General features: G+C 43.9%; 23 protein-coding genes and 1 pseudogene. 15 read left to right on the top strand and 9 right to left on the bottom strand.

Translation table 11 applies throughout. From position 1 onward, the window contains the following. The first annotated feature begins 298 nt into the window (after positions 1-298). Both V6B33_RS04080 and V6B33_RS04075 read left to right on the top strand, forming a co-directional pair. The gene (locus V6B33_RS04080) at positions 299-637 is read left to right on the top strand and encodes a nuclease-related domain-containing protein (protein WP_334216484.1); all 339 of its coding nucleotides are present in this window, start codon (positions 299-301) and stop codon (positions 635-637) included. A 72-nt stretch (positions 638-709) separates the two neighbouring features. Beyond that, positions 710-1,243 carry a hypothetical protein gene (locus V6B33_RS04075; protein WP_334216483.1) on the top strand — a complete coding sequence of 178 codons (534 nt, stop codon included), beginning with the start codon at positions 710-712 and terminating at the stop codon, positions 1,241-1,243. An 8-nt stretch (positions 1,244-1,251) separates the two neighbouring features. Here V6B33_RS04075 and V6B33_RS04070 read toward each other — a convergent pair whose 3' ends face one another. After that, positions 1,252-1,566, bottom strand: a complete 315-nt coding sequence (locus V6B33_RS04070; protein WP_334216482.1) for a winged helix-turn-helix transcriptional regulator — start codon at positions 1,564-1,566, stop codon at positions 1,252-1,254. A 149-nt stretch (positions 1,567-1,715) separates the two neighbouring features. Between V6B33_RS04070 and V6B33_RS04065 the strand changes: the two genes are divergently transcribed. From V6B33_RS04065 to V6B33_RS04055, 3 genes are all read left to right on the top strand, one after another. After that, positions 1,716-2,126, top strand: a complete 411-nt coding sequence (locus V6B33_RS04065) for a DoxX family protein (RefSeq protein WP_334216481.1) — start codon at positions 1,716-1,718, stop codon at positions 2,124-2,126. 14 nt (positions 2,127-2,140) lie between these two features. Beyond that, positions 2,141-2,992, top strand: a complete 852-nt coding sequence (locus V6B33_RS04060; RefSeq protein ID WP_334216480.1) for a VOC family protein — start codon at positions 2,141-2,143, stop codon at positions 2,990-2,992. Between the two features lie 521 nt (positions 2,993-3,513). Further along, the gene (locus V6B33_RS04055) at positions 3,514-3,996 is read left to right on the top strand and encodes a DUF2975 domain-containing protein (RefSeq protein ID WP_334216479.1); all 483 of its coding nucleotides are present in this window, start codon (positions 3,514-3,516) and stop codon (positions 3,994-3,996) included. 311 nt (positions 3,997-4,307) lie between these two features. Here V6B33_RS04055 and V6B33_RS04050 read toward each other — a convergent pair whose 3' ends face one another. After that, on the bottom strand, positions 4,308-4,472 hold the full coding sequence (locus V6B33_RS04050) for a hypothetical protein (protein ID WP_334216478.1): 165 nt from the start codon (positions 4,470-4,472) through the stop codon (positions 4,308-4,310). Between the two features lie 137 nt (positions 4,473-4,609). Here V6B33_RS04050 and V6B33_RS04045 point away from each other — a divergent pair, with 137 nt between their 5' ends. Then, positions 4,610-5,596 (top strand): LLM class flavin-dependent oxidoreductase, encoded by a 987-nt coding sequence (locus V6B33_RS04045; protein ID WP_334216477.1) that lies wholly within the window; start codon positions 4,610-4,612, stop codon positions 5,594-5,596. Here V6B33_RS04045 and V6B33_RS04040 read toward each other — a convergent pair. Continuing rightward, positions 5,551-6,123 (bottom strand): DUF6944 family repetitive protein, encoded by a 573-nt coding sequence (locus V6B33_RS04040; RefSeq protein WP_334216476.1) that lies wholly within the window; start codon positions 6,121-6,123, stop codon positions 5,551-5,553. The genes V6B33_RS04045 and V6B33_RS04040 overlap by 46 nt on opposite strands. A 216-nt stretch (positions 6,124-6,339) precedes the next feature. Next, a complete protein-coding gene (locus V6B33_RS04035; RefSeq protein WP_334216475.1) occupies positions 6,340-7,527 on the bottom strand; it encodes an NAD(P)/FAD-dependent oxidoreductase in 1,188 nt (395 codons plus the stop codon). Positions 7,528-7,746: 219 nt separating this feature from the next. On the opposite strand from V6B33_RS04035, the gene V6B33_RS04030 reads away from it, so the two are divergent. Continuing rightward, positions 7,747-7,941 carry a hypothetical protein gene (locus V6B33_RS04030; RefSeq protein WP_334216474.1) on the top strand — a complete coding sequence of 65 codons (195 nt, stop codon included), beginning with the start codon at positions 7,747-7,749 and terminating at the stop codon, positions 7,939-7,941. A gap of 156 nt (positions 7,942-8,097) precedes the next feature. Then, positions 8,098-9,099, top strand: a complete 1,002-nt coding sequence (locus V6B33_RS04025; RefSeq protein ID WP_334216473.1) for a nuclease-related domain-containing protein — start codon at positions 8,098-8,100, stop codon at positions 9,097-9,099. Positions 9,100-9,155: 56 nt separating this feature from the next. On the opposite strand, the gene V6B33_RS04020 is transcribed toward V6B33_RS04025, so the two are convergent. From V6B33_RS04020 to V6B33_RS04010, 3 genes are all read right to left on the bottom strand, one after another. Next, the gene (locus V6B33_RS04020) at positions 9,156-9,443 is read right to left on the bottom strand and encodes a hypothetical protein (RefSeq protein ID WP_334216472.1); all 288 of its coding nucleotides are present in this window, start codon (positions 9,441-9,443) and stop codon (positions 9,156-9,158) included. An 873-nt stretch (positions 9,444-10,316) separates the two neighbouring features. Next, the gene (locus tag V6B33_RS04015) at positions 10,317-10,853 is read right to left on the bottom strand and encodes a flavodoxin family protein (RefSeq protein WP_334216471.1); all 537 of its coding nucleotides are present in this window, start codon (positions 10,851-10,853) and stop codon (positions 10,317-10,319) included. 135 nt (positions 10,854-10,988) lie between these two features. Continuing rightward, positions 10,989-11,444: a hypothetical protein gene (locus V6B33_RS04010; RefSeq protein ID WP_334216470.1), complete on the bottom strand. Its 456-nt coding sequence runs from the start codon at positions 11,442-11,444 to the stop codon at positions 10,989-10,991. A gap of 93 nt (positions 11,445-11,537) precedes the next feature. On the opposite strand from V6B33_RS04010, the gene V6B33_RS04005 reads away from it, so the two are divergent. The 6 genes and pseudogenes from V6B33_RS04005 (at position 11,538) to V6B33_RS03980 (ending at position 18,931) form a co-directional block, all read left to right on the top strand. Next, entirely contained in the window at positions 11,538-13,049 is a 1,512-nt protein-coding gene (locus tag V6B33_RS04005) for a DEAD/DEAH box helicase (RefSeq protein ID WP_334216469.1), read from the top strand. 595 nt (positions 13,050-13,644) lie between these two features. After that, positions 13,645-15,225 carry a long-chain-fatty-acid--CoA ligase gene (locus V6B33_RS04000; protein WP_334216468.1) on the top strand — a complete coding sequence of 527 codons (1,581 nt, stop codon included), beginning with the start codon at positions 13,645-13,647 and terminating at the stop codon, positions 15,223-15,225. A 389-nt stretch (positions 15,226-15,614) separates the two neighbouring features. After that, positions 15,615-15,833 (top strand): annotated as a pseudogene (locus tag V6B33_RS03995) (KGG domain-containing protein); the annotation flags it as partial. A 178-nt stretch (positions 15,834-16,011) separates the two neighbouring features. Further along, complete coding sequence (locus tag V6B33_RS03990; RefSeq protein WP_442915463.1) at positions 16,012-16,296, top strand: KGG domain-containing protein; 285 nt, start codon at positions 16,012-16,014, stop codon at positions 16,294-16,296. A 219-nt stretch (positions 16,297-16,515) separates the two neighbouring features. Continuing rightward, entirely contained in the window at positions 16,516-17,376 is an 861-nt protein-coding gene (locus V6B33_RS03985) for a dimethylarginine dimethylaminohydrolase family protein (RefSeq protein ID WP_334216466.1), read from the top strand. Between the two features lie 175 nt (positions 17,377-17,551). Beyond that, entirely contained in the window at positions 17,552-18,931 is a 1,380-nt protein-coding gene (locus tag V6B33_RS03980) for an alkaline phosphatase (RefSeq protein WP_334216465.1), read from the top strand. Between the two features lie 38 nt (positions 18,932-18,969). Here the strand turns inward: V6B33_RS03980 and V6B33_RS03975 are convergent, their stop codons facing one another. Together V6B33_RS03975 and V6B33_RS03970 are read right to left on the bottom strand one after the other, a co-directional pair. Continuing rightward, the gene (locus tag V6B33_RS03975) at positions 18,970-19,149 is read right to left on the bottom strand and encodes an H-type small acid-soluble spore protein (RefSeq protein ID WP_334216464.1); all 180 of its coding nucleotides are present in this window, start codon (positions 19,147-19,149) and stop codon (positions 18,970-18,972) included. 44 nt (positions 19,150-19,193) lie between these two features. Beyond that, positions 19,194-19,334, bottom strand: a complete 141-nt coding sequence (locus V6B33_RS03970; protein WP_172252315.1) for a hypothetical protein — start codon at positions 19,332-19,334, stop codon at positions 19,194-19,196. A gap of 252 nt (positions 19,335-19,586) precedes the next feature. Between V6B33_RS03970 and V6B33_RS03965 the strand changes: the two genes are divergently transcribed. Then, a complete protein-coding gene (locus V6B33_RS03965; RefSeq protein WP_334216463.1) occupies positions 19,587-21,029 on the top strand; it encodes an esterase/lipase family protein in 1,443 nt (480 codons plus the stop codon). Positions 21,030-21,065: the final 36 nt, after the last annotated feature.

The following is a 21,065-nucleotide window of genomic DNA, read 5'->3' as shown; positions in this document are numbered from 1 at the left end:
GTTGTCTTGTTTTTAGATAGTATTGATAATAATTATCATTCTTATTCGCTGTTTTTGAAGATTGGAAAGGGGGGTGCAGCAGGTAGTGTCGATTTATGTCGGAGAATCGTTGGTTCGATCATATATTGTAAATATCGATCATAAAATTGATATTTCGATCTTAAAAACAAAATAGCGATCATATAGTGGGAACTTCGATCATAAATGTCACATGCTTCATTCGTTACAAATATTCGTCCTTTATTTTAAAGGGTTTCTCAATAGTTAAGGAGAATATAAAATAAAATGGAGTGATCAAATGAATGTAAATGAACGTGAATTCCCCCGCGTTATTCTTATATTGGATGCTTTACAAGGCAGACTGACTCCCCACCACCCGAAAATCCCTCTTATATCAGATGAATTCCATAAAAGATTAGCTGGTCATAAAGGTGAAGTGTCATTAGATTATGTATTAAAGATGTTAGATAAAAATAGCTGCTTTATCCTTTATGGATTGAGGTTAAAGATTAACGATACCTATTTTCAAATGAACACACTACTTCTGTCTCACAAATTTATAATAATAATTGAAGTTAAAAACTTGGCTGGAACTATATATTTTGATCCAGTCTTTAACCAAATGATCCAAATTTAAGGCAGTGAAGAGATTTCTTATCCGGATCCCCTGCTTCAAGTCGGCAGACAGAAATCACTATTGAGAAAGTGGTTGAAGCAACATAAGTTTAAGCACAACCATTCTATTCGTTCAAAAATAATTCATAAACAAATGCTCCCTAATATTATTAATAAAATTGCTGACTCTGTTCAAGAACAATCGTACATGGACCGAGATTTGAAAAAACTTATAAGACTTCTAAAGAAAAAACATGAATCCGCAAATCAATCCATTCTGGAACGTTTAAATATTTCTTCTAGTGAAATCATTACAGGGGTAATGTGTGAAAAATGCAGCTATAGTCCTCTAAATAGAATCCATGGGACCTGGTTTTGTTCAAAGTGTAAAAATCGTGATGCGGAAGGTCATATAAAAGCATTACGAGATTATGAATTAATAATAGGTCCACGTATCACAAACAGAGAGTTAAGAAGCTTTTTGCATTTTAACTCCAGGCATGCTGCATCCAGACTCCTAAAATCCCTCAACCTCCCAACTACCGGCACCAAAAAAGGCACAACCTATGACCTCACCAACTTTCACAAAACAAGTCAACTCCAAAACAAAAGACCCGCCATCAAATGACGAGCCCTTCATTCCTTCTCTATCCAATCCTGGGACCATTTTTCTATATGTTTCACCAGCGGTTCCATTGAATATCCTTTTTCAGTGAGGGAATATTCGATTCTGACCGGGGTTTCCGGGTATACTTTCCGTTCGACGATGCCTTCTTCTTCAAGGTCTTTGAGGCGTTCTGATAAGAGTCTGCCGCTTATGCCGATGCCATCTTTGATGGTGCAGTTCCGCTGCGGGCCGGAAAGCAGTTGATAGATGATGAGGACGGTCCAGCGCTGGCTCAGGATGCCTACCGCTTTTTCGAACCGCGGGCAAATGTCGGATGTATTCACCTTTATCACTCCTTTAGTAATACCTCTATTATAACATAAGTACTAACTAAATATAAATTAATTACTTGACAAAAGTTAGTTACTAAAATAATATAGGTTACATAAAGTAACTAAATAAAAGATCTCAAAACAGAAAGGAAGCAGCAAAGATGAATTCTCAACAAATAGGGGCACTGATTTTAAGGATTGCATTAGGATTGACTTTTTTCATTCACGGTTTAAGTAAGTTTCAAGGAGGTATTGAAAATACGGCTGGATTCTTCCAGACGCTTGGCTTGCCGGGTCTTGCCGCGTATGTGGTAGCGCTGATTGAATTAATCGGTGGGATCGCGATGATCCTTGGGTTTGGAACAAGAATAGTTGCAGCCCTTTTCGCTATTATTTTGGCAGGCGCAATCGTTAAAGTGAAGCTTGCTGCCGGTTTCTTAGGAAACGGACAAGGGGCAGGCTATGAACTCGACTTTATTCTTCTGGCGGTTTCCGTTTATTTCATCCTTAATAAACCGGCCTCATTGTCATTGGACACCAAACTTTTTCAATCGAATGTAAGTCAATCATAGAAGGAGAAATTGAAATGAACTTTCACCAGCATCCTCATGCACATGTAAGCCAGGTCACGATAAAGGTTGAAAATCTGAGTCGGTCACTGAACTTTTACCAAGAAGTCATCGGCTTTAAAGTACTTCATCAGTCAGAAAATGTAGCAAGCTTGACTGCGGACGGCCGTTCAACACTGCTCACGATCGAGCAGCCGGAGAACGTCATTCGAAAACAGCCTGGAACGACAGGACTTTACCATTTTGCGATTTTATTACCGGAGAGAGCAGACTTAGGGCGAATTCTAAACCATTTTGCTCAGAAGAATATCAAGTTAGGATCATCCGATCACCTGGTGAGTGAAGCACTTTACCTGAGTGATCCGGATGGCAACGGAATCGAAGTCTACTGGGATAAACCGGCCTCGACTTGGACGTGGAATGGCGACCAGGTGGAAATGGCCGTCGACCCGATCGATGCCAGAGCCATTTTAGCGGAGGGGAAAGGAGAACCTTGGACAGGGCTCCCTCCGCACACACTGATGGGGCATATTCATCTGCATGTGGCCGAGCTAAATGAAACAGCAGAATTTTATACAAAGGGACTCGGCTTCGACGTCGTCTCGAAATTTGGAAATCAGGCTCTATTCATCTCGACGGGCGGCTACCACCATCACATTGGATTGAATACCTGGAACGGGGTAGGAGCGCCTAGACCTGCCCGGGAAAGTGTGGGACTAAGTTCGTTCACCATTCATTTTCCAAGCGGAGAGGAAAGAAACACCGCAATCAGCCGGCTGAAAACGCTTGGAAAACATGTGAACCAGGACCAAAACGGAAGGATTTCAATAGAAGATCCTTCAGGAAACAAGCTGTATTTAACCATTTAAGAAATCAAGCCGCCTCGAAGCATGATATAATTCGTTCGGATGAGAGGGAGAAACCAATAAATTGCAAGGTAAATTGCGGTACAATTTGTATAACAAATTGTATCGCATTTTTATTGACATACCAATGGTTTGGGTATTTTTTTGCTTGATTTTGCATACTAATTTGCAGGCCAATTTACACTACCGCATAAATTTACGTGCTGTAGCAAGGTGGGCTGCATTTTGTATTACAAATTAGCCGGAAGAGTCGTTATTGCATTCAACTTATGACAAGTTAATGTTTACAGACTACTCTGAATGATGGACTGCCAGTGATGTTTCATTAAAGGCAGGTTGGCGGAAGGAGTTATAATTTTAACTTTTTAAAGTAAGAGCGTTTCTTTGTAATGAGAAACGCTCAATATTTTTATCGGAATCAAGTTATAGCAATAATAACATAACGGAAAACAAAAAGTATTTATTGAGAATCAATAAATACTGTGTTAAAGTGATTTTATCATTAAATCAGCGGGGTGCTTTATATGAAAGTTAAACTAAGTTCAACTTTTTTCTTAAAGGTCATTGCATTTCTTATTGGAATTGCGGTGCTGGCGGTGTGTATATATTTGTTGCCTGAAGCAACCAGAAGAGATGCGATAGAGCGCCCGGGTGATTATTCGCTATATCCACTTTTGGCATGTGCATATGGAATATGTATAACGTTTTCTGTAGTGTTGTATCAAGTATTTAAACTTTTAACCTATATCGAAAAGAACAATGCTTTCTCTGAGTTATCTCTTAAATCTTTGAAGCTAATAAAAAAATGTGCTTTTACTGTCATTTTCTTCATTTTGATAGCAATAGTTTATTTAAGGGTGCTTGCTCAATTCACAGGTGACGACCCAGCAGGTCCGATATCACTGGGTCTAATGGGTATTTTAGCAACAAGCGTCATCGCAGCTTTTGTGAACGTTCTTCAAAAACCTTTAAAAAACGTCTTGGATGAGCAACCAAAAAACGATTAACATTTTGAAAAAATAATGAGAAGTGTTTTTATGAAGATATAAACCACATTGTTTTTATAAATATCTGTTTTTATTATGGGGCTACCAGTTCTTGTAAGTTGTATATTATGCTAACTGGGGATATACATCAAAAAGAGGCGGAGCAATCAATATGGCAGCGCCTCTTTTTTGTACAATTTCTCATTCATTTTCCACTTCAAAACAATCTGTAAAAAGCTTTGTTAATTCACCTGCAAAAACAACTGCAAATGCTTTTTCTCCCTATCAACCGAAAGGGTTACAGCATGATACGAGGCGGCTTTTTATTAAAGTTATCCTTCACTTGGATCGTACTCATCATTGACGAGACGAGTGACCATCGTTGCATCTCCATGTTTCACATCCTCTTCTGTCGCATCTTCACCAAAGGATTGTTCTTCATCATAAGTGGGAGCCACTTTACGGTCTTCTGGCTGGTAAGGGTTTTTCTTTTTCATGAAAGGACCTCCTGGTATGGATTCCTTCCTTATTGTAAATGGAAAAATGAAAAGTATACCGAATAAGCAATTTTTTTTGAAAGAGCGGGGAAGAATGGGATAATACAGGCTAAAAGGTGGAGTGTGGAGGTATTGGCATGAAATTGAGTGTACTTGATCAGTCGGTCATAACGAAAGGACAGGACGCGAGAATGGCCTTTGAAGAAACAGTGAAACTGGCTCAACGTACTGAAGAACTCGGCTTTACCCGCTTCTGGGTTGCGGAGCATCATAATACGAACGGTCTCGCCGGTTCTGCACCACAAGTGCTGATTTCGCATCTTGCATCGATGACACAGCACATCAAGGTAGGATCGGGAGGGGTTCTTCTTCCTCAGTACAGCCCGTATAAAATAGCGGAGGATTTCAAGGTGCTGGAAACCCTTTTTCCCGGACGCATCGATTTAGGGATCGGCCGTTCACCGGGCGGGTCTTATGAAACGCGTCTGGCGCTGACGGATGGACTCAAGAAAAGTATGAATGAATTTCCAAGACAGGTAGGAGAGCTGCAGCAATACCTCCACGAAGGATCAAGGGTAAAAGCATATCCCTCCGTTCAACAGCCGCCGATGACATGGATACTCGGAATCTCACATCGGGGTGCCCGGGTTGCGGCAGAGCATGGGACGGCCTTTACCTATGGACACTTCATCAATTCGAGTAATGGGAAAAGGGCACTGGATTATTATCATACTCATTTTCAGCCATCTGCAGGATTAAAGGCACCCGTCAGCAACGTCTGTATATTTGTTATATGTGCACCGACCCAGGAGGAAGCAGAGGAGATTGCCCGCAGCCAGGACATCTGGCTGTTGGAGGTAGAAAGAGGAATCGATACCCGCATCCCTTCAAAGGAAGAAGCGGCAAATCGAATATTCACGGCCAGGGAAAGGGAGAAAGTCGCAGAAAATCGCAAACGCACCATTGTCGGCACGCCTGAAAAAGTGAAGGAAGAGTTACAATTACTCAGTGAAATCTATGCTGCGGATGAATTCATGATCATTTCGAATGTATCGGATTTTGAAGACAAAATGAGATCCTATGAATTGCTTGCGGAATCACTGCTCGCGGGGGAAGCGGGCTGACTTTGAACGAGTGCCGAGAGCACTGCTCCGACAGCCTGGATCCAGCTCCCGGCTACGTTCAGGTCCCCGCTGTCTTCATGATTCAGTTCAAGTATGCCAGATATCGCCTGAAGGGTGTTCCCTATCACCTGCAGACCGTTACCGTAAATGGACAGCAGTTCATCGAGCGTCCGCTCTTCATCAAGGGAATCTGCGACCGCGGCAGATCCGCCCAGAGCTTGCAGAAGGTTTCCTTTGATAATGAGTTCTTGCTCCGTCACTTCATTGAAATCCATCATCATTCCGGTCAGCACAGTCAAATTTCCGATTGATTGAATTTGATTTCCGATCTTTGTCAAGCTGGCGGGATCAGCGATCGCATCGGCTTCAAGGGCATTCCCTGTCGCCTGCAGCTCGTTTCCAACAATATCGATGTTATCGAGGGTATCTTCCGGCAAAGTCTTGCTCGGCGTATTCCCGATGGCAGAGAGTACCGTTCCGATTGCCTGGATCCAGGATCCAAATGTGGATTTAAACGCATTATCCATGTAAATCGCCTACTCTTTGAGTTCTACGATAGTGTATACAAATGGGGCAGGGATGGTTAATGAACATAGGAGCAAAAAGGCAGAAGACCGGCGGGGGTCTTCTGCCTTTACTTATCTGTTCTGTTTCAGCGACTCGTGAATTTTCGGTCCGGCGGGTGGAGGCACTTGACCGGTCACTCCGATTCTTGTCGGGGGTGATCAAAGCGCATGCTCTTCCTACCGGTCCAGTTTCACAATGCCTGCATCCGGATTCGGGCGGCCAAGGATCAGATCCCTGAGTATCCTTGAACCGAGCATGCTGTAAACCGTGCCATTTCCACCATATCCAAGCAGGTAATAGATTCGTTCCATATCCGGGTGCCTCCCGATATACGGCAGGTGGTCGAGGGATTCCCCGAAGCTTGCCCCCCATACATATTCCATTTCGATGTCTAACTCGGGAAACAGTTTCTGCACTTCTTTTTCAATCCGCTTTCCCTGGTTTTCGATTTTTTCCATGTTTTGCGGTGCTTCTGCCGGATCTTCATCCAGTCCGCCTGCAATGATCCTGTTATCCACGGTCGTGCGCATATATAAATAAGGCCTGTTCGTTTCCCAGATAAGCGAACGCTCATGCCACTCTGACAAATCTTCAACCGGCTTTGTGGCAATCGCATAAGAACGATTGATTTCAGTCCCAATGTGTTCACCGAGCCGCGGCGTTTCATAACCAGTCGCGTAGACGACGTGTGATGCTGACAGTTTCCCTTTAGTCGTTTCGATCAAGACCCTGCCGCGGTCTTCTTTTACCTCAAGCGCTTCTGTACCCTCGAAAGTTGTGGTGTCATGATCCTTCAAATAGTCAAATATCCCATTTACGAACCTGAACGGATTCACCTCCGCATCGCCGCGGGTAATCAACGCCCCGGTCTTCGAGAAAGGAAGATGCTCCTTCATATCCTTGCGGGACCAGTATTCGACCGGAAACTCATGCAGTTTCAATGTTTTGTATTCTTTTTTCAGTTTGGGAAGATGCAGCGGCGTGCTCGCATAATAAATGCTCTTTCTGCGTGTGAACTCGGGTGACACCGGCACACTCATCGCAACTTCCTCAAGATGATCGATCGCTTCCTGACAAAGTTTATAAAAACGGACCGCTTTCTCCTCGCCGATCTGGTCGATCAATTCATGAAGCATGATATCATTTGAAAATTGAAGCAGCCCCGTGTTCGCGGAAGAACTCCCGGAAGCTAGCTGTCTTTTTTCAATGATCGACACTTTCAAGCCTTCCCGGGACAAGACATAGGCACAAAGCGCACCAGACATCCCGCCTCCGATGATCGCAACATCGTAATGGGTATCAAACTCTTTTTCTGTATCGTTATAGGTTGTTGGCCAAAATAATTCCCCGTTGTGTAATTCCATCTCTTCGTGATCCTCCAATGAGTACAAGTTACCATACTATGTTTACTATCCCATTCCCTTTTGGAAGGGGGATTGAAACGTGTGGGTGTATTTTTGAGGAAATTGATCTTGTATGGGGGTGGGTGTTTGGTATAATTTGGTTTATGGAGAGTAGTTTTTTCTGACTAAATGATGAAAGAGGCGATAATAATTTACAATTTTTGTTAAATGGCAGAATTAATGTCTATTTCGGCAGGATTGTTGGAAGAATCGGCAGGATTAAGCCTGAAATTGAAAGGATTAATGCTCAAATTGGCAGGAATAAGTGTGAAATTGGCAGGAATAAGTGTGAAAATGGCAGGATTATTGTTTTCCTTGACTCATCCAAGTCCAATCCAGAAGTTAAACAGACATGTTTCATGGGAAATGCTGTAAAGTCAACAGTTTCATCATATCAATTATCGAAATATATAGCCCATCCGTCTAAAAAAGTACAAACTCACCTATTAGTACCCAACCTGACAAATAATAATTGCAAATTACTCCACATGAACCCCCTATTAAAAATTCAAAAAGTTAGGAGTGACCATATTGACCCTTAAGCAACATGAGCCTCCGAAACTATTGTTGCAGCTCGACGCTTTATTGAAAAGAATTCTTCATCATCATCATAGAATCCAAGAAATTGAATCAACTTATAATAGAATATTGGCAGGTTTTAAAGGGGAACTATCACTTGACTATTATTTAAGTTCTCTTCCAGAAAAGGAGTTTATCATTCTCCACGATATCCGGCTCAAGATTGGTTCTTATTTTTTCCAGATCGATACCCTCATTCTTCACTCTTCTTTCATTTTAGTAATCGAAGTAAAGAATATTTCAGGTGAAATTTACCTTGATTCATCTTTTAGCCAGATGATCAGGACAATTGATGGACATACTGAGATATTTCCTGATCCAATCCTTCAGGCGAATAAACAAATGACTGAATTAAAGAGGTGGTTGACTGAAAATAAGTTTTCAGAAGTCCCTATTGAACACATTGTGGTTTTTACCAATCCCAAGGCACTGATTAAGGCCCCCGCAACTGCCCCTGATATAAATAAAAGACTGATCCGCAATACCAAACTGGCGGTTAAGATACTTGAATACAGCAATGTACACACCAAAAAGGTTTTAACAGATAAAAATCTTACTAAGCTATCGAGAAAACTGATCAAACACCACGTACCGCCTAATCAAGATGTATTGGAACTATTTGGATTGTCTGAACACGATATTCAAACCGGTATCTATTGTAAAAGCTGCAACTCATTTTCAATGGAAAGGGTTTCCGGCAGATGGCGCTGTAGATTTTGCAGGCAAACCAATAAAAATGCACATATCGAGGCGTTGGCAGAGTATTCGCTTCTCTTTAAGCCTTCCATCACAAATAGTGAAATGCGCAAATTTCTCAATCTTACATCTGCAAATATTGCTGTTAAACTCCTTAGTCAAATGAATCTCCCTGCTACAGGTAAGACAAAAAGTAAACAATATTTACTCCCGCCAGACCTTGTTGTATATAAAGCTACACATTTATTATATAAATAAGGGATTTTTCCCCAGCTCATTTCCCAACCAAAAATCACCCCACTTCGCAACCATCCCTACCTAACGACCTCACGCTGCTTCCTATAAGCCAACACCGTTGTTTTTAATGAAGAATAATTTCCGATGGCTGCATATCCGTAGAAGAAGCCCATGAAGGTCCCGACAACAAAATGTCCTTTGTGACTGATGAAAATGGAGATCAGCAGTCCGAGTAGGACAGCGATGTTAGGGACCAGGAAGGATGGGGGCTTTATGGTCAGCTTGATGAGCTGGGTGAGCAGGATGATAACAGGGATGGCAATGACGGCATCCCAGATGTTGGTATGGATCGTTGGTAAATTCATGGTAAGCCTCCGATGATCATGATAGTCATAATGTTTCCAAAAAAGAAACGTATAAACCAAAAAGGATGACCCAACAGGATCATCCGTCACTAACTTTATAGAAGTATAAATGTGATTTGCGAATTGGCCAGCTCCGGCGGCTGGAGGCTCGAGACATAAGCCATGCCATCCAAAAAGGCAAAGAACGCCTTTGTGGCTGTCCTGTCTTATGCTTGTCGCCTCTGAGCGAGCCGCCTCCGCTTTTCTATTTGTCCAGCTCCGGCGGCTAGAGGCTCGAGACATAAGCCATGCCATCCAAAAAGGCAAAGAACGCCTTTTTGGCTGCCCTGTCTTATGCTTGTCGCCTCTGGGCGAGCCGCCTCCGCTTTTCTATTTGTCCAGCTTCGGCGGCTAAAGGCTCGAGACATAAGCCATGCCATCCAAAAAGGCAAAGAACGCCTTTGTGGCTGTCCTGTCTTATGCTTGTCGCCTCTGGGGGAGCCGCCTCCGCTTTTCTATTTGTCCAGCTCCGGCGGCTAAAGGCTCGAGACATAAGCCATGCCATCCAAAAAGGCAAAAAACGCCTTTGTGGCTGCCCTGTCTTATGCTTGTCGCCTCTGAGCGAGCCGCCTCCGCTTTTCTATTTGTCCAGCTCCGGCGGCTGGAGGCTCGAGACATAAGCCATGCCATCCAAAAAGGCAAAGAACGCCTTTGTGGCTGCCCTGTCTTATGCTTGTCGCCTCTGGGCGAGCCGCCTCCGCTTTTCTATTTGTCCAGCTCCGGCGGCTAGAGGCTCAAGACATAAGCCATGCCATCCAAAAAGGCAAAGAACGCCTTTGTGGCTGCCCTGTCTTATGCTTGTCGCCTCTGAGCGAGCCGCCTCCGCTTTTCTATTTATCTGAACAATACATTCCAGCGCTCAGCCTTTTCAAGGGCGGCAAGATCATTGATCACTTCACCGGGACGGACGCCGGCACCGATCAGGTAGTCTGAGAATTCCATGTTCACAAATTCAAAAATGTAGTTGAACTGCTGTACGAGAGGAAGCCCTTTGATACGGGCACTAGTGCCTCCGGTGATGACCACATAGGCTTTCTTCCTGGTCAGTTCTTCTTTCAGGTTGAATCGTTCGTCACGCAAGTATTGACTCCAGCGGTCAAAGAAGTTCTTCATCGGTCCGCTCATGCCGTACCAGTATAGTGGAGTGGCGAACAGCAGGATGTCGTGATCCTGGATCAGCTGAACAAGTTCTTCGTAATCATCCTCGACCGGTGAGAAGCCTTCTTCAGAATGTCTCATATCCACTATCGGCCTGATATCCATATCGGCAAGCGACACAATGGTATGGTCGGTACCTTCGATGATTTTCTTGGCAAGGTATTCAGAATTCCCGTCTTTTCTCGTACTTCCCAGCAAGGCTAATACTTTCATCTTTAACTCTCCTTCTTATATAGATCAGATCTGTTATCTTAGTATATTCACCCATAGGCAAACAGGGAATGGACCCGGGTGCGAGAGAGGTTGTCCTTCGACCATTTGACAAGGGCGCAATGTCTCTTAAAAAAATTATCGGATCTTAAATCCTTCTTCTCTTAAATACAAGGCAGCTTCATCATAGCCGCCGAAGCTGTCCTCCAGATTTTCACCGGCATAAATACTCCAGCGGTCATCCTCTTCCACGAGGCGCAGGGTGTGTCCTTCTGAATCTTTCCATGTCTGCTCCAGGGCAGGCTGGATTTCTTCCTCTTGTGACAAGTATGCAACAGAGGCAGTAACAACGTCACGCAGCTCGATTTCATTAAAGTCACGGATATTGACCAGTCCTTTTGCATTTGAATCATATTGAGGAAGATCTCCTGTATAGACAAATCCGTTCCCGTTGGGATGCAGATGGTAGACTACAATGGTTTTATCATAAAGACTGTCTTCAAAGTGAAAATTCACCCGGTTCAACGACACATCTTTTTTAGTAAGTTCCTCAAATGCTTCAATGATGACAAGTTTCTCCTGAAATGTCAGCATGTTATCCCTCATTTCCTATTTTGGACGATTTTTTCATTATAGCACAGTCCCCTATTTTTCAAGATAGGTTAAGGGTATAATGAGGGGAAAGAGGTGACCAAATTGAACGATTTCACATCCTTAGGAATTCAGCCTAAGTATACAGACGCATTAAAAGAACAATCGATTACAGAACCTACACCGATCCAGGTTGAGACGATACCTGTTTTATTAAATGGCGAAGACGTGATTGGACAAGCTCAGACAGGCACGGGAAAAACGATGGCATTCCTGCTTCCGATGCTTGATAAAATCGATAAAGAGAAAGAAAGCATTCAATCCCTCATCGTCACTCCGACAAGAGAACTGGCGATTCAGGTGACTGCAGAGCTAAATCAGCTGCTGACCGCTTCAAAAGAAGACATCAATGTGCTGGCCGTTTATGGAGGGCAGGATGTTGAAAAGCAGATCAACCGCTTGAAGAACCGGGCGATCCACATTGTCATCGGGACGCCTGGGCGGATCCTTGACCACGTACGACGCGGTACGATTGATTTTTCAGAGGTGTCATTCCTTGTATTGGATGAAGCCGATCAAATGCTTCATATTGGTTTCTTCGATGAAGTGGAGGCGATTATCCGTGAGACTCCATATACGAGACAGACGGCATTGTTCTCAGCGACAATGTCAAAAGAAATCCGGAAAATCGGCAAACGTTACATGAAAAATCCTCATAATGTACAAATACGCGAAAAAGAAAAGATCGTCGAGGAAATCCACCAGGAAGTCGTCGAAACGACCGACCGTTCGAAGCTTGATGCCCTCAGCCAAACGATCCATGATGTCCAGCCGTTTCTCGGCATCATTTTCTGCCGGACAAAAAGACGGGTAAGTAAGCTTCACATGGACTTGAAAGCAAGGGGCTTCCTTGTAGATGAGCTTCACGGAGACCTGTCGCAGGCAAAACGGGAAGCCGTCATGAAGAAATTCCGCGATGCCAAGCTGCAACTATTGATTGCAACGGATGTAGCTGCGCGCGGTCTTGATGTTGAAGGCGTCACACATGTCTTTAACTACGACATCCCGCAGGACGTAGAAAGCTATATCCACCGTATCGGCCGTACAGGACGTGCCGGAAAAGACGGACTCGCCATCACATTTGTCGCCCTGAAAGACAAACAGGCTCTTGAGATGATCGAAAAAGGGATCGAGCGTTCGCTTCCGAGACGCGAGGTTGACGTGCCATCTCCATCCGGCAGCCATTCCTCTTCCGGAAGCAAAGACAAAAGTGAAAGCGTCAAAGAAAGAAGAGAAAAGAACATCCAGGCAAGCCGGGAACGCAGTGGAAAAGGCGGATGGGGAAGACGTTCATCCGGCGGTCCGGAGCGAAAAAGCTCATCACGCAGGGATTCATCTAACGTGCAGGGAGGCAGGACCCCTTCTAGCGGAAAACCATTTGCAGAGTCTGCGAGCAAACTCGGAACCGGGCGGGGTTCTGCCCCTTCAGGCAGAAATTCAGATGGTGGGGCTTCGACCACTTCGGGCAGAACTTCAGGCCGCAGAAGTGAAACTTCATCAGGCAGGAGAAGCGGGAACGGAGCAGGCGGACGGAGAGGCCGTTCATAAAAAAAGAAAGCATGGGGCGTTGTGGAAACGCGACCATGCTTTTTTGTTTACAGAGACGGATTCGAGAAGTGCAATATTGTTTCGGTTTAAATATTGGTGTTTTATGTTAATCGGCTAGATTAATAGACTTTTCGGCAAGAATAATTTCAATAGTAGAAAGAATAATCTTAATCCGGAAAGAAAAACGAGCGTATCGGCCAGCCAGATTAAGAAGAAAAATGGCAAGATTGATGAGCGTTTGCGGGAAAAGTATAATTCAGGGGCAGCTTATACTTTCCTGTGAATGACAGAAATCAATTAAATAGAAGGATTCGTAGAATATTGGCTGACTTTGAAATAGAAAGATAAAAAATTCCGTCAAAATGCTTAGACTGATGCTCCTTTCGTGACCAAACGCTAAGTCCTGTCTCATACTCATCAATAAACGTTTACAAAAAACTGAATCCACAATCCCAGAATCCGAATCATCACACCATCCCCATAAGACTGTCTCTATTTATCAGAAAATTAAAACAACTAACTTGATATCTATTCGCCGTTCCCTTATAAATAGAAGTAACGCTTCGCTAATTTAGAGAGGGGATGGAATGTAGGGATGCATGTACCTTTAGTGTTAACGGATTTTCTCGATCGGGCAGTCGAGCAATATGGGGACAAGTCTGCGATCATCGATGATGAAAAGAGACTGACGTATAAACAGTTATTTGCGAGGGTCAATCAATTATCCCGGGGACTGCGTGAAATCGGGATTGAAAAAGGTGATAAAGTCGCTTATCTCGCACCGAATACGGCGGAGATGCTTGAAGGATTTTACGGAGTGTTCGGAGTCGGTGGGGTGATGACGCCTCTGAATACACGTTTGAAACCTGCGGACTATGAATTTATTTTGACTCATAGTGAAAGCAAAGCACTCTTTGTGGATGAGGAGCTGTATCCTCTCGTTCAAGGTATACTGCCAAAGGTTCCGGGTTTGGAACATGTCATCATCCACGGGGAATCCCGGGATGGGTATCCGGGATATGACGAGTGGAGGGGCAGTTTCAGCCGGGAGGATTTTGAGAGGGTGGCTCTTGAGGAAACGGATATCGCTTCGTTACTTTACACGAGTGGGACGACCGGAGATCCGAAGGGGGTTCTGTTAACGCACCGTTCCAATTATCTCCATGCTCTTACATCGATGCACCATTTGAGAGTGTCCGATCAGGATACAATTCTCCATGTGCTTCCGATGTTCCATGTGAACGGGTGGGGTTCTCCGTTTTACTACACTGCTAACGGGGCCACACAAGTGATGCTCCGAAAGGTCGACCCCAAAGTCATTTTGGAAAAAGTAAAGCAGTACGGGGTATCGGTCATGCATATGGCCCCGACCGTCCTGAATATGATCCTTGAACAATATGAATCTGATAAACCGGAGATCGATCAGCAGTTGAGGGTCGTTATCGCAGGCTCGGCACCTCCCCCTGCTTTTGTGAGGAAAGTGGAAGAGGACTTGAAGTGGGAGTTTATCCAGGTTTATGGGATGACCGAGATCTCGCCGCTCATCACAACTTCAGCGATCCGCTCAACTGAACTTGAAAAGCTAAAAGAAGAGAAGTACCGATTAAAGGCGAAGGCGGGGTACAGCATGATCGGTGCGAAGGTGAAAGTGGTTGATGAGTCAGGAGAGGAAGTCCCCCATGACAGCAAGTCGATAGGTGAAATCGTGACAAGGACAAATACGGTGATGGAGGGATATTTTAAAAATCCTGAAGCCACGAATGCAGCGATACGGGATGGCTGGCTGCATACAGGGGATATGGCTGTCGTTGACCGGGACGGTTATATCGAAATCGTCGATCGGATGAAAGATGTTATCATCAGCGGGGGGGAGAACATTTCATCCATCGAGGTTGAAGGGGTGCTTTACGATCACCCCGGAATCCTGGAAGCGGCAGTGGTTGCCGTTCCTCATGAGAGATGGGGGGAAGTGCCGCATGCAGTGGTAGTTCTTCGCGATGGGTATAGTCTGACAGAAGAAGAACTCATCAGCTTCTGCAGTGGAAAATTAGCCGGTTTTAAAGCGCCAAAAGGAATCACATTTACAAAAGAACTGCCCAAAACTGCTTCGGGCAAAATCCAAAAGGTCATCATCAGGAAAGAATTCTGGAAAGACCATGATCGAATGGTCCATTAAATAGGGTAATGATTAAGGAAAAGACGTGCGGATAAGCATGTCTTTTTTTGTCCAATCCCTAAAATATCAACACTGACCAAAAGCCCCAATCTTGTTAAAGTGTAAAAAATATTTTTTAAAAATGACAAAGATTTTACAATATAAAAATTTGCCATTCAATATGTTTATATCTCTAAAAAGATGGTAAACAAGCAAATGTAACAACAAAAAAACAAAGGAGGATTCTTACATTATGGCGTTCATGTTAAAAAGAATAGACGAGCTATAGTGAAGCTGAAAAGCAGGCAAATAAGAATTCTGCTTCGATTGAAAGAAAGTCATTGGAAACGTCATTTCTGTAAAAGGGTCATTGGTAAATACTGATTACACTTAAAAGGAGAGGAAACAACATGGCAAACAATAATAATCAAAACAACAACAATAACAACAATGGAAACATGAGCCGCGAGGAAAGAGGGCGCAAGGGCGGCGAAGCTACATCCAAAAACCATGATAAAGAATTCTATCAGGAAATCGGTGAAAAAGGCGGAGAAGCGACCGCCAGCAATCACGACAAAGAATTCTATCAGGAGATCGGCGAAAAAGGCGGAAGAAACTCCAGTAATTCCGGTAATTCCAGTAATTCCAGTAACTCAAGCCGTTCAAGAAGCAACAGCTCGAACTCAGGTTCCAATAACAGCTCAAACAACAGCTAAACGATAGTAAAGAAATATGCACCATTGGAAAACGTCATTTCCAGAAAGCGTCATTGGTAAATACAATTACACTTAAAGGAGAGGAAACAAAATGGCAAACAATAATAACAACAGCAAAAACAATAACAACAATAAAATGAGTTATGAAGAAGCGGGGCGTAAAGGCGGAAAGACTACATCCCAAAACCATGATAAAGAATTCTATCAGGAAATCGGTGAAAAAGGCGGAGAAGCGACCGCCAGCAATCACGACAAAGAATTCTATCAGGAAATCGGCGAAAAGGGCGGAAAAAATTCCAGTAATTCAGGTAATTCCAGTAACTCAAGCCGTTCAAGAAGCAACAATTCGAATAACAACTCAAGTAACAACGGATAATTTAAAGGTAAAAATGAGAAGGGGCTCTTAGCATAGAGTCCCTTTTTTAAGTGTACGAGGAAAAGGGTTATAGTTTCCGAGCGGTGAAAGAATTTATATAGAGTTGAGTTCAAGGTATCTGGTGACTGCACGATACGAAAAATCTGCCCGGCCAGGTTTTAGCCCAAACCAAACAGGGAATAATCTTTTCGTAAAGAATTTATCGGGAGGTTAAACCCTATGAGCCTGACTAGGAAAGCAGTGGAGGACAAGAACGTAAATTGTTCTGACGAATATGGAGAATTGAAGAAGGTAGTGGTGGTTTCACCTCAGAATATGAAAATTACCGAAGTGATCAATGAGACCCAAAAACATTATTTGAAAGACAATATAAACATAGAGAAAGCCCTTGGCCAGCACGAGGAGTTTGTAAGGATCCTTGAGGGCAATGGAGCTGAAGTGGTTCATCTTGAACCTCGCGAAGAGTTGAATGAGCAGGTATTCACCAGGGATATCGGATTTTGCATCGGAAATGAATTCATTGTTTCTTCCATGCATACCAGCTTGAGGGAAGGAGAAGTGAAGGTGCTTCTTCATTGGCTCGAGGACAACAATATTCCCCATGCCCATCTTGCAGCCCACTCCATTGAAGGCGGGGATGTGCTTGTAGATGGGAAAGATGTATGGGTTGGGCTGAGCGGACGGACAAATCGCCTGGCGGTTCAGTCCCTGAAAAAGCTTCTTCCTGATTACACCGTCCACACCCTTCCGTTAAGAAGTGATATCCTTCACCTGGATTGTGTCTTCACAATCATTTCAGAAGAGGCAGCCATCGTGTATCCGCCGGCTTTTGCTAAAAAGGATCTGGAAAAGATCAAGAAGCACTATAATATTATTGAAGTGAATGATAGGGAACAATTCCAGATGGGGCCAAATGTGCTGGCGATCGGTGATAAGAAAATCATCAGCCTCCCCCAAAATAAACAATTGAATGAGAGAATGGTGGAAAAAGGCTATACTGTCATCGAAACCGACTTCTCTGAAATCATTAAATCAGGCGGCTCCTTCAGATGCTGTACGCTGCCAATCATAAGGGGATAATTGTAAAGGCCCGTCCCGCAGTGTTTTAAAAGCAGTGCAGGAGCGGGTCGTTATTGTCTGGTAAGGATTAAACCACTTTTACAAACCTTTTACACGAATGTAGTTTTCTTGAAAGAGCTTCTTTATATTCTTCTAGTATTCTAGTAATTGTATTCATACACTAGGAGGTAGGGAAATGAAGAAGTCTATGAAAAAAATTCTTCCACTTGCAGTTGTTTCATCTTTGGCTATTGGCAGTGTGATCGGAATGAATCTGGATAATACGGAGGCAGAAGCCAAAGAATCTAAAAATGGCAAAGCAAAAAATGTTATTTTTATGATTGGTGACGGTATGGGGGTTCCGTTTACAACAGCTCTCCGTTATATGAATGACGATCCGGAAACAATGGAGTTTGAAAAGACGGCATTCGATCCTTATCTTGTCGGATTGCAAACGACTTATCCGGAAGATGAACACGAAAACGTAACGGATTCAGCTGCTGCAGCGACAGCGATGAGCGGCGGAGTCAAAACATACAATAATGCAATCGCAGTTGAAAATGATAAATCCCGCGTGAAGACAGTGTTGGAGCAGGCTAAAGAAAATGGTATGTCGACCGGGATCGTGTCAACGTCTCAAATCACACACGCGACACCTGCTTCCTACGGAGCACATGATGAGCATCGTGATAATGAAAATGAGATCGCAAATGATTATTTTGACGAAATGATCAAAGGTGAACATAAGATGGATGTCATGCTTGGCGGCGGAACGGACTTCTTTGAACGTGAAGACCGCAACCTTGCTGAAGAATTCAAGAATGACGGATACAGTTATGTGAAGTCTGCTGAAGAAATGAAGAATGATGACAATGAACAGATTCTTGGTCTTTTTGCCGAAGAGGGAATGGACAAGATGATCGACCGTGATCAGAAGCAGCCGAGCCTGGCTGATATGACGAATTCAGCGCTCGATCGTCTGAAAGGCGATCAAGACGGATTCTTCTTAATGGTGGAAGGAAGCCAAATTGATTGGGCCGGTCATGACAATGATGTGGTCGCTGCCATGAGTGAAATGAGAGATTTCGAACAAGCATTTGAAGAAGTTCGGGACTTTGCAAAAGAAAATGGAGAAACATTAGTAGTTGTTACAGCTGACCACTCTACTGGCGGCTTTTCGATCGGTTCGGACGGTGAGTATAACTGGAATCCGGATGTAATCGATGCAGCGGAGCGCACGCCCGACTTTATGGCGGAAGAAATCGCGAATGGAGCCTCTGTGGAAGAGACCCTGTCTCAATATGTAGATTTAGAATTGACAAGTGAAGAATTGGCTTCTGTACAAAAAGCTGTAGCAACAAAGGATAAAGTCGAAATTGATAATGCGATCGAGAAGATCTTCGACAAACGTTCAGGAACAGGATGGACGACGGATGGGCACACGGGAGATGATGTCCCTGTTTATGCATTCGGTCCTCAGAAAGAGAAATTTGCAGGCATGATCGACAATACAGACCAGGCACAGTTGATCTTTGAAATATTAAAGAACAAAGGAAAAATCAAGGAAGATAAATAATGAAAAAGCCATGCAGCTGCATGGCTTTTTCATTGATTTCACGTTTCTTGCAGGTCAGAGATGCTGACTTGTGACCTTTCTTCTAACGGGCCGCGAAGATGAACGACTGCCGTTTGGCCATCTTCCATCACTTCATCGATCCAGACAGACGCATTATTGTATTTCACTTCGATGTCTGCTGATGAAGACAGGATTTGCTTTGCGCGCTTAAGTTCCATATGCATGGTCCTCCTGTATCTTTGTCATTATTAAAAGAAGTATGTCATCTGGTTTTATTTCGTTGATCCTTATTGTGTTTATTTCCTTTGCTATTGTCGCCGCTCGTAATCTCAGAGGCAAATTCAGTCGTTCCGCGTTTCGGGGAATTTTGATTGCTGCTGCCTTTGTTGACCTTCTTCGTCATGGGTCATTCCTCCTTTTATCTTTTCACTTTAGTGTTTGAAAACCACAGGGAAGTTATTCATTGATCAATTCAGTTTTCAGTTTCGATGAGGTAAAGAACAAATAAACCAGATTGCACTGAAGGGAAACAACCTACTGTTCCCCCATTATTTTTTTCAGCAAAATACAGTAAGCAATATCTCCTAAAATGCTTGTCAGTAAAGGAATTTGAGAAAAAAAGGAGAAAAGTAGAGGGATAAAGGAGGTTACCATATTGAATGACCATCCACATTCTGTTGCTTCAATCCGGGCGAGTAAAGGGAGTTGGTTTCCTGGAAAAGAACCGGAACAAGTGAAACCTGACAGCCATCCGATCCTCTTTATCCACGGGATCAACACAACCTCTGAAACATGGTGGATTGAGAATAATGAACTAAGCGAAATGGCATATTCCGCGGGGTATGAGACTGCATTCATTGATTTATCGGGGATCGATGACATGTGGACAAATGGGTTGCTTTTGGCTGAAAAGCTGCGGGAAGTGTATAACTATTTCAAGAAAAAAGTAGTGATTGTCGCCCATAGCAAAGGAGGGATCGATGCGCAGACGGCCGTTGTTTATCATGGCGCTGCTGAATGTGTAAAACGTGTGATCACTCTTTCCACACCCCATCATGGATCTGAGCTTGCTGACCTTGCATACAGCAAATGGGCAGAATGGCTCACGGAAACCCTCGGCAGTAAAAGCGATGCGGTGTTCTCTCTGCAGAAGGCTTATATGGAAGCATACAGGCAGAGAACAGATGAGCATATGGAAAGCGGAGAAATTCCTTTCTATACCTTCGGCGGGACTGGATGGGGAGGGATGAATTCAGAACTCTTCTGGGGAGGCCTCTATTTAAGGCGTTTCGGTGCAAATGATGGAGCGGTGACGGTGAAGAGTTCGCAGCTTCCCTACGGCCGGGAAGTGAGAGTCGATGATTGGACCCACAAAACGATCAAGCAGGGTGAAGAAATATTTCCTTATGTAGAACGTCTGCTGAGTGAGGAAGTGGATGTCATTCCTGCAGCTGTTGACCAATCGTCTTCCGAAGAAGAAGTTCAAACGTCGGTTCTGCATAGGGGAGGGTCGATTGAAGGCACTGGCACTGAACAGTTTTCGGTTGAAGAGGACGTCGCTGACATTACGGTTGACTGGATCAGCTGTTCCAGGTATACGGAACTGGTACTTACCGGCCCCGGGGGCGAAATTTATACAGACTTTGTAACAACGGGGGATGCCACAGGTTTCTTTCCGGATGCATTTCATCATTCCGTGCTCATCAGTGATCCGCCCAGCGGTAGGTGGGTGCTTGAAAGCCGGAATGATCAAAGAGAAACGTATTTGTTGAACGTGATGTTTACAAATGGGGTATTGCCACAAATTGATGAGATCTTCGCAGGGGATGCATCTATCGGGAATAAAGGAGTGGAGGTGCATAACGCCTCTGTGATCAAAAAGCATGTTCATCTCACTCACATTCCGGTTGAAAATAAGGGGAATATGAAGTCCATCGAAAATCCACCCGGACTTGAGCCTGGCACCTTAACACAATATGAAGAAGGCACCTTCAACATCACTATCGACATCAATGGAACTACCGGACGCGGAAATGAATTCGAGCGGACAGTCGTTAAAACCATCTTTGTAGACCGTGCCGGCACCCTCTATGAATAATGGAAATGCCCGTCCTGAGTGCTTTAAAGTACAGAA

This window comes from Mangrovibacillus sp. Mu-81 (genome assembly GCF_036867415.1).
Taxonomy (GTDB): domain Bacteria; phylum Bacillota; class Bacilli; order Bacillales; family Bacillaceae_B; genus Rossellomorea.
This window is presented reverse-complemented; position numbering and strand designations above follow the sequence as displayed.